This window comes from Streptomyces canus, assembly GCF_041435015.1.
Taxonomy (GTDB): domain Bacteria; phylum Actinomycetota; class Actinomycetes; order Streptomycetales; family Streptomycetaceae; genus Streptomyces; species Streptomyces canus_G.
The window spans coordinates 4,014,374-4,027,894 of record NZ_CP107989.1; the positions used below are offsets into that span (position 1 = coordinate 4,014,374).

General features: G+C 69.9%; 12 protein-coding genes. 6 read left to right on the forward strand and 6 right to left on the reverse strand.

All coding sequences use genetic code 11. The features are described from left to right. Window positions 1-176: 176 nt before the first annotated feature. Entirely contained in the window at window positions 177-1,616 is a 1,440-nt protein-coding gene (locus OG841_RS17955) for an ATP-binding protein (protein WP_365122656.1), read from the forward strand. 2 nt (window positions 1,617-1,618) lie between these two features. On the opposite strand, the gene OG841_RS17960 is transcribed toward OG841_RS17955, so the two are convergent. The 5 genes from OG841_RS17960 to OG841_RS17980 form a co-directional block, all read right to left on the reverse strand. Beyond that, window positions 1,619-1,996: a DUF1266 domain-containing protein gene (locus tag OG841_RS17960; protein WP_371566080.1), complete on the reverse strand. Its 378-nt coding sequence runs from the start codon at window positions 1,994-1,996 to the stop codon at window positions 1,619-1,621. Between the two features lie 43 nt (window positions 1,997-2,039). Next, complete coding sequence (locus OG841_RS17965; protein ID WP_365122655.1) at window positions 2,040-3,104, reverse strand: hypothetical protein; 1,065 nt, start codon at window positions 3,102-3,104, stop codon at window positions 2,040-2,042. A gap of 119 nt (window positions 3,105-3,223) precedes the next feature. Next, window positions 3,224-4,165, reverse strand: a complete 942-nt coding sequence (locus tag OG841_RS17970; RefSeq protein ID WP_328640555.1) for an N-acetylneuraminate synthase family protein — start codon at window positions 4,163-4,165, stop codon at window positions 3,224-3,226. Window positions 4,166-4,179: 14 nt separating this feature from the next. Beyond that, complete coding sequence (locus tag OG841_RS17975; protein WP_328640554.1) at window positions 4,180-5,430, reverse strand: N-acylneuraminate cytidylyltransferase; 1,251 nt, start codon at window positions 5,428-5,430, stop codon at window positions 4,180-4,182. Window positions 5,431-5,465: 35 nt separating this feature from the next. Next, entirely contained in the window at window positions 5,466-6,809 is a 1,344-nt protein-coding gene (locus OG841_RS17980) for a DUF6716 putative glycosyltransferase (RefSeq protein WP_371566083.1), read from the reverse strand. A 198-nt stretch (window positions 6,810-7,007) separates the two neighbouring features. Between OG841_RS17980 and OG841_RS17985 the strand changes: the two genes are divergently transcribed. The 5 genes from OG841_RS17985 (at window position 7,008) to OG841_RS18005 (ending at window position 12,818) form a co-directional block, all read left to right on the forward strand. Then, window positions 7,008-7,994 carry a glycosyltransferase family 2 protein gene (locus OG841_RS17985; protein ID WP_371566085.1) on the forward strand — a complete coding sequence of 329 codons (987 nt, stop codon included), beginning with the start codon at window positions 7,008-7,010 and terminating at the stop codon, window positions 7,992-7,994. Next, on the forward strand, window positions 7,994-9,337 hold the full coding sequence (locus OG841_RS17990) for an alpha-2,8-polysialyltransferase family protein (RefSeq protein ID WP_371566086.1): 1,344 nt from the start codon (window positions 7,994-7,996) through the stop codon (window positions 9,335-9,337). The genes OG841_RS17985 and OG841_RS17990 overlap by 1 nt, the downstream gene beginning before the upstream one ends. 398 nt (window positions 9,338-9,735) lie before the next feature. Then, window positions 9,736-9,957, forward strand: coding sequence for a hypothetical protein (locus OG841_RS17995; RefSeq protein WP_371570743.1), 222 nt, complete (start codon window positions 9,736-9,738; stop codon window positions 9,955-9,957). A 787-nt stretch (window positions 9,958-10,744) separates the two neighbouring features. Continuing rightward, window positions 10,745-11,881 carry an acyltransferase family protein gene (locus OG841_RS18000; protein WP_328643634.1) on the forward strand — a complete coding sequence of 379 codons (1,137 nt, stop codon included), beginning with the start codon at window positions 10,745-10,747 and terminating at the stop codon, window positions 11,879-11,881. 64 nt (window positions 11,882-11,945) lie between these two features. Then, window positions 11,946-12,818 carry a class I SAM-dependent methyltransferase gene (locus tag OG841_RS18005; protein WP_365122593.1) on the forward strand — a complete coding sequence of 291 codons (873 nt, stop codon included), beginning with the start codon at window positions 11,946-11,948 and terminating at the stop codon, window positions 12,816-12,818. Here OG841_RS18005 and OG841_RS18010 read toward each other — a convergent pair. Beyond that, complete coding sequence (locus tag OG841_RS18010) at window positions 12,784-13,461, reverse strand: TetR/AcrR family transcriptional regulator (protein ID WP_328640549.1); 678 nt, start codon at window positions 13,459-13,461, stop codon at window positions 12,784-12,786. The genes OG841_RS18005 and OG841_RS18010 overlap by 35 nt on opposite strands. Between the last annotated feature and the right edge of the window lie 60 nt (window positions 13,462-13,521).

Sequence of the window (13,521 nt, forward strand, 5' to 3'; positions counted from 1 at the left end):
GAGCGCCGAAAGCCGGACCAGGTCGTGGACAAGCGAGGGGGTGGGGGGAGCCCCGCCCCCTCAAGATCTCCCCTGGGGTGCAGGACAGCTGCGAGGCTGCAAGAAAGGCAGCAAACGGTAAAGTAAGATTCAATCTACGTAAGGATGGATCTACGTTAGGTGCCGGAGGTCGCTTCGTGGAGTTCCATGGTCGGGCCGCTGATCTCGAACTGTTGACTGGGCAGCTCTCCTCGGTGACACAGCGGAGTGGAGCTACTCGGGGGCGAGCCGTGATCATGACTGGTCGGCGCCGGGTGGGAAAGTCGCGGCTGGTTCAGGAGTTCTGCGACCGCTCGAGAGTGCCGTACGTGGTGTTTCAGGCCACTCGCGGGCGCAACCCCGTGACGGAGCGTGCCGAATTTGCCGCCGCTCTGGCGCAGTCCCCGCTGCCGGAGGCCGAGCTGGTCGCCGGTCTCCAGGCACAGGACTGGAACCAGGCCCTGCGCTCGCTGGCGCTCGCGATCAGCGATGACTCACCCAGCATCGCGGTGATCGACGAGGTGCCCTGGCTGGTCGAGCAGGACCAGGAGTTCGAGGGCGCACTGCAGACCGTCTGGGACCGTCATCTGTCCTCCAAGCCGGTGTTGCTCGTGCTCGTCGGCAGCGATGTGTCGGTGATGGAGGCACTGCAGTCGCACGGGCGGCCGTTCTTCGGTCGGGCGGCGAAGATGACCGTCCATCCCTTGAACCTGGCCGACGTCCAGGCCATGACCGAACTGAACGCCGCAGACGCCGTGGATGCCCAGCTGATCACGGGAGGGTTTCCGGAGATCGTGCAGTCGTGGCGTCCGGGAATGAGCCGCATCGACTTCCTCCGGGCTTCCGTCGCCAATCCTCTCTCCCCCTTGTTGGTGGCCGGCGAGCTGTCCCTGTTGGGTGAGTTCCCCGAAGCGTCGCACTCACGGGCCGTACTGGAAGCGATCGGCAGTGGTGAGCGCACGTTCAGCGCGATCGCGACCCAGGCCGGTGGTGGCGGAGCGCTGCCGTCCGGCACACTTTCCCCGCTGCTGACCACTCTGCAGACCAAGCGGGTTCTGACTGCTGATCTCCCACTGTCCGTCAAACCGGACAGCAAGAACAAGCGCTACCGGATCGCCGACCCGTACCTGCGGTTCTGGCTGGCGTTCTTGCAGCGCGCGATCCCGCTCGTCGAGCGCGGGCGTGGCGACGTGGCGCTGGAACGCATCGAACGATCCTGGACCACCTGGCGTGGTCGTGCGGTCGAGCCACTGATCCGCGAGTCATTGCTGCGCCTGCTCCCGGACGATGAGTGGCCCGAGACCGAGGCCATCGGCGGCTGGTGGAACCGGCAGAACAACCCCGAGATCGACCTCCTCGGCGCAGACCGCGAGCCGGTGGCCCGGCAGGTGCACTTTGTCGGGTCGATCAAGTGGCTCGAGAACCAGCCCTTCGGCCGCCATGAGTACGACGCTCTCGTCCGCGACATGCTTGCCGTCCCCGGCGCCGATCCCGACACCCCACGTGTCGTGGTCTCACGCTGCGGGGTGGCAGACGGTCTGCCACTGACCGCGCATTGGGGGCCGGAGGATCTCGTACGGGCATGGCAGCCCCGGTAGCCCTATCGGAAGGGAATGTTGAGCCAGGGACTGCCGGGGTCCGAGGTCAGGATCCTGTGGACGGTGACCATGTCCTGGTACCAACTGCCGAACTTCTCGTTGTCGAACTGCAGACAGCGGCCGAGGACGAAGGCGGCGGAGAAGTCCTCCCAGGATTCATAGCAGCGGGCCGATTTGTACCCGGCCTCGGCGACGGCTGCCTCCGCTTCCGCCAGGTCCCAGTAGCGGGTGCTCAGACCCCAGCGGGCCATGCAGGAGGCGCGGCCCAGGTCCCAGGCGTCGGCGGAGCAGCGAACCGTCCACGACCGGCACCAGCACCTCGCTGCGCCGGAACTCCCCCACGGCCGCACGCAGATCGCCCTGCCGCAACGCCTCGGCACTCACTCCAGCCGCCCCCGCCGTAGCCGACGATGCAGTTGGGATTCAGCCCGTCGCCACCGCCGACAGCCGGTGCACATCCCGGGCCGTCCCGGTGACCCCGGACAGGAACCCCTGCGCCCGCGGCGAAGCCGTCTCCGTCAGCCAGTCCGGGTCGATGTCGCACACCGCCACGCGGACCTCCGTGCCGGCCAGCGCCAGCGGCAGGGTGTGGACCACGGTCGACGGGAAGCTGAGGATCGTACGGCCGATCGGGCCCCGGCGGGCGATCAGCTCCAGCGGGAGATCCGGGCGGACGATCTCCAACCCCGTCTCCACGGCCAGCCGGTGGAGCTTCTCCGTGGACTCGCGGCGGTGGGCGAAGTAGCGGGTCGCGCCATGGGTCTTGGCCAGGCGGGTGACCGCTTCCAGATAGCGGTCGGCGTCCACCACACCGGTCTCCACCAGCGAGGTGCCGACCATGTCCGCGCCCTTCGTGATGCGCGGCGGGCCGAAGCGACCACGGGTCCAGGCGAACGAGTTCACCGACATCGCCACTCCCGGCGGCGCCTCCTCCATCGGCATCGAGGTGAATATCTCGACCCCCCTGCCCGCCCCCGGTGTCAGGCGCTTGCGGGCCGCCGCCGAGATCGGGGCGAAGGCCAGGTCCCGGGGGCTCGGGCGGCCGCCCTTGCGGTGCCAGCGCACCAGGCGTTCGCCGCGGGCCAGTTGGGACACGAACTCCATCGTCGCCGTGCCGTCGTCGACCACGACCAGGTCGCTGGCGCGGGTGATGGTCAGGAGCAGCTGGACATAGCGGGAGAAGGGGTCGCCCAGGACCACGCGGTCCGCCTTGCGGAGCATGCCCGCGAGGCCCCCGATGGTCTGGAAGGGGGCCGCCGGGCCGCCCCTCGCCTCCTCCCAGCGGACCTCGTGGCCCTCCTCGCGGGCGAGTTCCGCCATCCGGCGCAGCTGGCCGCGGGTCATGGGGTCGGTCGGGGACAGCACGACGAGGGTGAGCTCCGCGCCGGGCGCGTGGCCGTGCGCCCACTCCAGCACGTTCAGCAGCTGGACCGGGCTCTCGACGAACGCGAGGGTGTGGGGGCCGGTGTTCCCGGCGCGGGGGCTCATCGACGTACGACCGTCCCGTCGTAAGGCGCTCATGCGGCGCTGATATGCAGGGGGCGCGCCGAGTCCTCAGGCGGACGACGCCTGAGGACTCGGCACCTGAGGACTCGACGCCCGGTGGCTCAGACCGAGACCGGCTCGCCCGCGGCGGCGGCGATCTCCGCCTCGGCGACCACGCCGGTGACGCGGCGCAGCTTCTTCATGGGGCCGAGCTCGGAGTCGTAGACCTTCTTGACGCCGTCGCCGAGGGAGGCCTCGATGGTGCGGATGTCGCGGACCAGGCGCGTGAGGCCCTGGGGCTCCACCGAGGCGGCCTGGTCGGAGCCCCACATCGCGCGGTCGAGGGTGATGTGGCGCTCGACGAAGGTGGCGCCGAGGGCGACCGCCGCGAGGGTGGTCTGCAGGCCCGTCTCGTGGCCGGAGTAGCCGATCGGGACGTTCGGGTACTCCTCCTGGAGGGTGTTGATCACGCGCAGGTTGAGCTCCTCGGCCTTCGCCGGGTAGGTCGACGTGGCGTGGCAGAGAAGGATGTTCTCCGAGCCGACGACCTCGACCGCGTGGCGGATCTGCTTCGGGGTCGACATGCCGGAGGACAGGATGATCGTGCGGCCGGTGGCGCGGAGCGCGCGCAGCAGCTCGTCGTCCGTGAGGGAGGCGGAGGCCACCTTGTGGGCCGGGACGTCGAACTTCTCCAGGAAGGCGACGGCCTCGGTGTCCCACGGGGAGGCGAACCAGGCGATGTTCTTGCTCTTGCAGTACTCGTCGATCTGGCGGTACTCGTCCTCGCCGAACTCCACGCGGTGGCGGTAGTCGATGTAGGTCATCCGGCCCCAGGGGGTGTCGCGCTCGATGTCCCACTGGTCGCGCGGGGTGCAGATCTCGGGCGTGCGCTTCTGGAACTTGACGGCGTCGCAGCCGGCCTCGGCGGCCACGTCGATGAGCTTGAAGGCGTTGTCCAGCTCGCCGTTGTGGTTGATGCCGATCTCGCCGCAGATGTAGACGGGCTGGCCGGGACCGGCGATGCGCTCGGTGCCGAACGTGCGGAGGCGGGAGTTAACAGACATGACGGGAACGTTCCTTAACTGTTGAGGGAGTCGAGAGAGGGGCCGAGGATCCAGCTGGCGATCTCTCGGATCGCGCCGTCGCCACCGGGGACGGTGGTGACCGCACGGGCGGCGCCGCGTACCACGTCGTGGGCGCTCGCGACCGCCACGGGCCAGCCCACGAGGGCGAAGCACGGGAGGTCGTTGACGTCGTTGCCGACGTAGAGCACGCGCTCGGGCGCGATGCCCTGCTCCTCGCACCACTGCTTCAGTGCGAGGTCCTTCCGGTCGATGCCGTGCAGCACGGGGATCTTCAGCTTCCGTGCGCGGGCGGCGACGACCGGGTTCTGCTCCGTGGAGAGGATCAGCATCTTCAGGCCCGACCTGCGCAGGGCGGCGATGCCGAGTCCGTCTCCGCGGTGCACGGAGACGAACTCCTTTCCATCGGCGTCGATCAGCACCCGGTCGTCGGTCTGGGTGCCGTCGAAGTCCAGTACGACCGCGTCCACGTCGCCGAAGGACGGCAGGGCGCCGGCGCGGTCCGCGTCGAAGAGGGGGGCCAGCGCGCGGGCGCGGGCCAGGTCGTGCGGGTCGTCGATCTCCAGCACGCGCGCGGGGTCCGTGCGGACGAGTTCGGTGCGGCCGAAGAAGCGGTGCTGGTGCTTGCGGAAGCCCGGCGCGTCCATCGCGTAGGCGGCGCCGGTCTCCAGGAAGTCCTGGGGGCGGTCCTGGCGGCGGGGGCGGTAGGACTTGTCGTGGTTGACGCCGTGGCCGCCGCCGGTGGCCGCGTCGGCCGCCTCCTGGGGGGACTCGGTCTCCCGCCAGACGAAGCCGTGGAAGGGGGCCACGGTGACGGCGGTGTCGGCGCCGTCCTCGACGATCGCGGCGGCGACCCCGTCGATGTCCTCGCGGACGATGAAGGGGCTGGTGCACTGCACGAACACCACCACGTCGACGGCCGCGCCGTGCAGGGCCTCGTGGGTGTCCATGGCGTGCAGGACGGCGGCCTCCGAGGTGGCCGTGTCACCGGCGATGGCCGCGGGCCGCATCACGACCTCGGCGCCGGCCTCGCGGGCGGCGGCGGCGATCGCCTGGTCGTCCGTGGACACGAGGACGTCCGTCACCAGCCGGGTCGCCCGGCATTCACGCACGGCCCTCGCGACCAGCGGCACACCTCCCACGGGGGCGAGGTTCTTCGCGGGCACGCCCTTGGAGCCGCCGCGCGCGGGGATCACCGCGAGCACTCGGCGCACCGAAGCGCCTTGGCCCGCTTGCGGGTTGGACATGGGGTCCACTTCCTTGGATAGCGACTGGAAAGACGTCACAGCTCCCCCATCCGCCGGATCACCGGGGCCACCCGCTGCACCCCGTGCCGGTAGGCGCCCCGGGCCGCGCGGCGGACGATCTGCCGCACCGGGCCCGGCTCCTTGTCGTGGGCGGGGGCGCCGGGCAACGGTGTGCCGTCGGGGCCGAGGTGGTGGCGGGCGAGGATGCCGGGGAGGTAGCCGGGGGCGGTGACGGGTGTGTAGTACGGGGTCAGCGGGGGCCGCTCGGGCGAGACCAGCAGCTTGGCGATGCGCTCACGGGCCGCGTCGAAGGCGTGTGCGTACGAGCCGTCCGCGACGACGCCCTGCCGGGCCACCCACTCCGCGTCGGGCACCGGCCGGTGGCCCGCGTCCAGTTGGTCCCAGGAGGCGAGGCAGCCGGAGCCCACGAAGTGGTGGTTGCCGAGCACCTCACGGACGCCGAGGTCGGTCAGGACCGCGGTCGGGACCCGGCGGTGCAGCGACTCCAGGGCGGCCGTGGAGCTGATGGTGACCAGCAGGTCGGTGCGGTCGAGGACCTCGCCCATGTTGCCGTAGACCAGACGGAAGTTGGCCGGCGGATCGAGCCGCTGGATCAGCTTCTGGTACGGCAACTCCTCGATGTGCGTGGTGTGTTCGCCGGGCCTGGAGCGCAGCTTGAGCAGCACCTCGCGCTCGGGGTGCAGCCGGGCGTGGCCCACGAGCCGCTCCAGCAGGTAGACCCGGTCCCTGCGGTTGTCGGGCACGGAGGGCTGGACCGCGAACACCACGGTGTACGGGTCGTGTTCGCCTTCGTAGGCCGCGCCGCCCAGGAACGGCAGCGCCACCTCGGTCACGGAGGAGGCATCCGCGCCGACGCCCTCGTACACCGCGCGGAAACGCTCGGCGTCCTGGCGGGAGTTGGCGAGGACCAGGTCGGCTCCGTGCCGCAGGAGCAGGCCGTCGGCGAGCTTCTCGTAGACGACGCCGACATAGCCGGTGACGACGACGGGGCGCTTCTCCAGGCCGTCCCAGACCCGCGCCAGACCGTGCAGCATGGCCTGGACGCCGCCGCCGACGAGGGCCAGCACGACGAGGTCGTACGACGTCTCGGCCATGGCGCGCAGGAACTCGACGGCGGTGACCTCCCGCAGCGAGTCGGCACGTACGCCCACCTCTTCGAGCTGGCGTGCGGTGGGTGTGGCCCGGCCGCGCAGCAGGAATCCGTCCAGCGCGAGGCCGACTTGCGCCCCGCCTCGCGGTCCGGCTTCCATGGACGGACCCGGAGCGATGCGGTCGGCGGTCAGCGCACCCCATTTCCAGCGGGTGTCGGAGTCCGCGAGGACGGCGATTCGAAGGGACTTCGTTGTACTTGGCGGCACGACGAAGACGCTAGGAAGCAATTTCTAGGTCCTGCCCAACCGCGAATCAACGAGAAGTTAACAAAAGCCCACCGAGAGCCGAACTGGCCCGCCGAAGACCGGGAAGTACACGGGATGCACCGTTCCGACACATCGAGTTCACCCACAGTCCCCCTGCTCGAAAGTTCCGCTGCCGGACCGCCTTCTAGCGTTTCTCGGGTGCCAAAGCTCTCCGTCATCGTGCCGTTCTACAACGTGCAGCAATACGCCCCGGACACCCTCCGAAGTCTTCGCATGAATGCGCGGCGAGATTTCGAGTTCGTGCTGGTGAACGACAAATCAAAGGACGAAACTCCGGCGATTCTCGACCGTGCGGCCGAGGAGCTCTCGGACGTCGCCCAGGTGCAGGTCCTCCACCACGAGACGAACGGAGGGCTCGCCACCGCGCGCAACACCGGCCTGGACGCGGCGCGGGGCGACTATCTGACCTTCCTGGACGGCGACGACTGGCTCGCGCCGGGCTACCTCACGGAACTGGTCACCGCCATCGAGGAGTTGGGCTGTGACTTCGTCCGCACCGACCATGTGCAGACGGTCGCGCGCGCCCGCACCGTGCACCGGGTCCCGATCGGGCGGCGGGGCGAGGTGATGAACCCGCGGGACGCGATCCTGCCCGCCGACCGCTCGACCTCCGTCGACTACGCGTACGCATGGGCCGGCGCCTACCACCGCCGCCTGCTGGACAAGGGTCTGCTGCACTTCACCGACGGGCTGCGCACGGCCGAGGACCGGCCGTGGATCTGGAAGCTGCACCGCGAGGCCGAGTCGTTCGCCGTGGTGAGTCTGCTGGGCGTGTTCTACCGGCGCGGGGTGGCCTCCTCCCTCACCCAGATCGGCGACGCCCGCCAGCTCGACTTCATCCGCGCCTTCGACCAGGTCATCGAGGAGACGGCGGCGGACCGGGACGCCGACAAGCTGCTCCCCAAGGCGGTGCGCACGTACTGCGCGATCATCGCCCACCATCTCTCCGACGAGTCCAAGTGGGAGCCGTCCGTGGCCAAGCAGCTGCGGGCGATGAGCGCGGCGGCCATACAGCGGATGCCGCAGGACGCGCTCGGTGACGTACTCGACACCATGGACCTGCGCCGCTCCGCCAAGCTGCGGCGGCTGCGTCGGCGGATCACCACAGCGAAGGCGGCCGCGTGATGTCCCCCCGTACCTCCCACACCACGCAGATCTTCTGCGCCTCCACGCTGTACGGCGCGGTCACCCTGGCCGCCGCGATCGACTCCGACCTCTTCGAGGAGGCCGAGCGGCGGGTGCTGCTGGTGTTCAACAACACCGCGACGCCGGAGACCTCGCTGCCGCTGGACGCGATGCCGGGCTTCGCTCCGCTGCGCGACCACTTCGACGAGGTGCTCTCCTGGAACGAGGCCATCCGCCCCTTCCACCCGGGCTCCTGGGCCCCCCGCCCGGACGACATCCCCCTCTTCGAGCGCTATCTGCGGCTGCTGTGGGGCCTCGGCGAGGACCGTGTCGAACTGGTCCTGGAGTCCCTCCAGGTCGCCCCCGCCCTCACCGTCGCCCAGATCTTCACCGGCGCCCCGGTCGACGTCTACGCCGACGGCCTGATGAGTTACGGCCCCACCCGCAACAAGCTCGACCCGCTGGTCGGCACGCGCGTGCGGCGGCTGCTCCACCTGGACCTGATCGCGGGCCTCACGCCGATGCTGCTGACCGAGTTCGGCGTTCCGCCGGTCGTGGTGCCGACGTCCGCCTTCCTGAAGGCGATGAGCGAACTAACGGCTGCCGTGGAGGAGTTGCCACCGCTGCCGGACAACGCCGTGCTGCTGCTCGGCCAGTACCTCTCCGCGCTGGACATCCTCTCCCCGGTCGAGGAGGAGAACCTGCACGTACGGATGCTGAAGGGCGCGGTCGCCAAGGGGCACCGCTCGATCGTCTTCAAGCCGCACCCCAGCGCGCCGGCCCGCTTCAGCCGCGCTCTGGAGGCCGAGGCGGAGAAGCTCGGCGTGGACCTCACCGTCCTGGACACACCGGTGCTCGCCGAGGTGCTGTTCGAGAAGGCACGGCCCGCACTGGTCGTCGGCTGCTTCTCCACCGCGCTGTTCACGGCCTCCGCCCTCTACGACCTGCCGGTCGCCCGCATCGGCACCGAGCTGCTGCTTGAGCGGCTGACGCCGTACCAGAACAGCAACCGGGTGCCGGTGGTGCTGGCCGACGCGGTGCTGGCGGACCTGGAGGAGCGCAAGGGCGAAGAGGCGGTGCCCGCGGACACGCTGAACGCCCTGGTCACCGCGTTGAGTTTCACGATGCAGGCGCAGATTTACCCACCGCTGCGCACGGCCGCGGAACGGTATCTCTCCCAGCACCTCAACCCGCGCACCCGGCGCTACTTCAGGAAGAAGCGGCTGACCTCGCTCGGGCTGCCGGGTGGGATCCCGGAGCGGCTGGCCTTCCTGCCGCGCAGCTCCACCGCGCGCCGGGTGGTGCGGCGGGCCCGGGCGCTGAAGAAGGCCGTGAAGCGCTGAGCGAACCGTGCGTGAACGCGGCACACCGGGAACATGGCGCCGGGGAAAAGGCCAGGTCACCCCGTCTGACCTGGCCCTAGCATCGCCGGACGCGTATCCACCGGCTCGATGAAGCCAATGCCCGCATGCTGGCCCACGCACCATCCGTCAGGCCGGTGTCGACCAGCGACATCATCCGCGCCCACCGCAAGAAGCACCCGTACCGTGGCTATGCCGAGATCGACTCCCCGTACTGTCCGCCGTTCGTCATGTTCTGTGTGAACGACGACGCCGTCGCCCTCGACACCCTCTGGAACGGGCGGTTCGGCTACGAGCCCGGCAGCCTCGGCATCTGGGCCCGGCTCGCCGCGAAGAGCACGACGATCGCCGATGTCGGCGCGCACGTCGGCTACTTCTCGATGATCGCCGCGCTCTCCGGTCCGCAGGCGACGGTGCACTCCTTCGAGCCGGTGGACCAGATCCACGCCCGGCTCTCGGTGAACGTCCGGTCGAACGGCGTCCAGAACGTCAGGCTCCACCAGGCCGGTGTGTCCACCGCGGCGGGCTGGGCGGCCGTGGCGTACGTCAGGGCCTCGCTGTGGTCGCCGTGCACCCAGGCCATCTGGGCGAGGCGGGCGTAGGCGGTGGCGGCCCGGTTGGGGGCGGCGGCGGCCAGCAGGAGCTGGGTCTTCGCCTCCGCGCAGCGGGAGACGCTCATCAGGGCGTGGCCGAGGACCTCGTGCGGCCAGGCCTCGTCGAGGGGGATGCGGACACGGGAGAGGATGTCGACGGCGTCCTGGTAGTCACCGGAGGCGATGTGCGCGGCGGCCACCTTGCGGGCGGCCTCGACGTCCCCGGTGCGGGCCACGTGCGGAGTGCCGTAGTGCACGATCAGGTCATGGTGCAGTGCGCCGGTGGACTCCAGGTACGCGGACTGGAAGTCGGCGTCGGACAGTTCGAACTCGCGCCAGCGGTCCTCGGCCCGGCTGTAGCCGCTCTCGCCGCCCTGCCAGGGCTTGTGGCGGCCGGTGAAGTGCACGACGAGCAGCTTGCGCAGTTGTTCGCCGAGTTCGACGCGGCGCCGGTCGACACTGCCGACGACCTTGCCGCTGTGCGCCGCGCAGGCGCGCAGGCATTCGTCCGGCTCCCCTCCACGCGCGCGTGCACGCCTCTTCTGGACCGTCGTCATGCACTCCTGTTGTTTTCTTGCCAAAGCAAAGACAAGTTCACGGGTTTACTGCGACGTGGGGGGATTCTGGGCGAACTTGGAAAGCCAAAACGACATACAGATGAACTCACCGGGACCAGGCGGCTAATGGTTGGCCCGGCACGTAAGACATCGCCGTGATTCGGACTAACGTGCTGGGGCGCATCCACAGGAGTGACATAGGCTCCGCAGAGCTTGCGAAGGGGATTTCCGTGACCAGCATGACCGTCCGGCCGGCGGCCGACCTGCCCCGGCGGCCGGAAGGGCCGCAACCGGTAGGGCCGCCGTCCGCACCACGCCCCCGTGAGACCCGGCTGCGGGCCCTGGACGGACTGCGGCTGGTCGCCGCGCTGATGGTGGCGGCGTACCACTACGGCGGCCGGGGCGGCGAGATCACCAAGGCCTGGGGAAGTTCCGCACAACAGCAGTTCCCCACGTTGCACACGTATTTCTCCTACGGCTGCCTCGGCGTCCAGGTCTTTTTCGTGATCAGTGGATTCGTGATCTGCATGAGCGGCTGGGGGCGGCCCCTGAAGTCGTTCTTCGCCTCCCGCGCCTCCCGGCTCCTGCCCGCGTACTGGTTCGCCGTTCTGCTGGTCACCGCGGTGTTCGCGTTGCCGGTGGTCGCCTACGAGGCGCTCTCGCCGAGCGATGTCCTGGTGAACCTGACCATGCTTCAGCAGCCGCTGGGCGTGGACCGGGTGCTCGGGGTGTGCTGGACGCTGTGGGCGGAGGTCCGCTTCTACGTCCTGTTCGCGCTGTGCGTGGTCCTGCCCGGGGCCTCCCGGCGCCGGGTGATCATGTTCTGCGCGGGCTGGACGCTGGCGGCGGCGATCACCCAGGCCGCGCACCAGCCGCTGCTCGACGTGGTCTTCATGCCGGAGTACGCCCCCTTCTTCATCGGCGGTGTCGGCCTCTACCTCGTCCACCGCGACCGGCGGGACGTGTACGCATGGGGCATCGTCGCGGTCAGCTTCCTGATCGGGCAGCACTACGCGGTCCGTTCGCTGTGGAACGCGTCCGACCCGAACGCCTTCGCCCACCGCACCACGCTGGGCATCGTGCTGGTGGTGGCCTTCGGCTTCCTCGCCGTCGCGGCGATCGCGCTGGGCTGGCTGAGCTGGGCGAACTGGCGCTGGCTGACGGTGGCCGGGGCGCTGACGTATCCCTTCTACCTGGTGCACGAGCACCTGGGCTGGGTGGTCGTGCACGAGCTGCACGTCCGGCTCGGCGTGCCCGCGGCGGGGACCTTCGCGCTGACGATCGCCGGGATGCTGCTGCTGGCCTGGCTGATGAACCGCTTCGTCGAGAAGCCGCTGACTCCGCGCCTGCGTTCGGCGCTGGCCCGCCGGCTCTGAATCTGTTCACCGGACGTTCAGCGGGGCGCCAGTTGGGCCGGGCGTGGGCGAGCAAGCATGACTCATGGCCGACTCACAGCAGACTCCCACGCTCCCCGGTGAACTGAAGGACGTCCCCGGCTGGTTCCCGCCGCTCGACCAGGTGCTGTTCACCTGGTTCCTGGAGAAACAGCAGCTCGCCGGAGATCTCCTCGAACTCGGCGTCTACATGGGCAAGAGCGCGATCCTGCTCGGGCACCATCTGCGCCCGGACGAGGCGTTCACCGTCTGCGACCTGTTCGGCGGCGAGGCCCCCGACGGCGCGAACCGCGCGGAGACCTCCAAGTCGTACGCCTCCCTCACCCGCGAGACCTTCGAGCGCAACTACCTCTCCTTCCACGACGCCCTGCCGAGGGTGATCGAGGCCCCCACCTCGGTCATCTCCGGCGAGGTGAAGTCGGGCACCTGCCGCTTCGCCCACATCGACGCCTCGCATCTGTACGAGCACGTGCGCGACGACATCGGCGCGGTGCGCGAGATCCTGCTGCCGGGCGGGCTGGTCGTCCTGGACGACTTCCGCTCCGAGCACACCCCGGGTGTCTCCGTCGCCGTGTGGGAGGCCGTGCTGAACCGCGGGCTGCGGCCGATCTGCCTGAGCACGCAGAAGCTGTACGGCACGTGGGGGGACCCGGAGCCGGTGCAGGAGGAGTTGCTGGCCATGCTCCGGGAGCGCACGGACGTCGGGCTGAGCGTGCAGGAGGCGGCGGGCCACCGTCTGGTGCGGGCGCGGGCGCAGAAGATGCAGGCGCCGCCGTTCCCCCGCTCCCGGCACTACGTCGCGCCGGCGGCCGCGCCCGCCCCCGCTCCGAAGCCGCGCCGGTCTCCGGCCCGGCGGATCGCCGTGGATCTGTTGCCGCCCGTGGTCACGCGCGCGGTGCGGAAGGTGCGGGCCCGGTAGGCCGGTACCGCTGCTCGATTCCCGCCAGCACCAGGGCCAGCCCCTCCTCGTAGTGCCGTTCGAAGTCCTGGAAGATCTCCGCGCCCGCCGCCGCCGACAACGGGAAGCCGGCCATCAGGCGGGCGCGTTCCTCGACGTCGAAGCCTTCCCGGCGTTCGCCCGGCAAGGGCTCCACGCCCTGCTCCTCGGTGACGAAGCCGAGGGTGTAGAGGTACGACGTCGACGTGGCCCGGACCGCCTGGGCGAGGGTGAAGCCGGCGGCCGTGAAGAGCCGGAGGGTCTCCTCCATCTGCTCGACGTGGACCAGGCCCGTGAAGCGTGAGCCGCTGTAGACCTTGGCGCCGTCGCGGTAGCCGAGCAGGGCGGTGCGCAGGCCGCGGTTGGCCTTGAGGAGTCGCTCCCGCCAGGTGTCGGACGGGTCGAGCGCGGTCCCGGCGACCATCCGCCGGAACATCTCCGTCGCCATCTCGTCGAGCAGCGCCTGCTTGTCCTTGAAGTGCCAGTACAGGGCGGGGGCCTTGACGTCGAGTTCCTTGGCGATGGCCCGCAGGGTGAGCCCGTCGAGGCCCACCTCGTTCAGGAGCTTCAAGGCGGTGTCGGCGACCCGGGCGCGGTCCAGGGGCGGGCGTTTCTCCGTACTCACGCTTGACAGCTTAACAGCGTTAAGGTCACTCTCGACGCCAACGGCACTTAACAGCGTTAA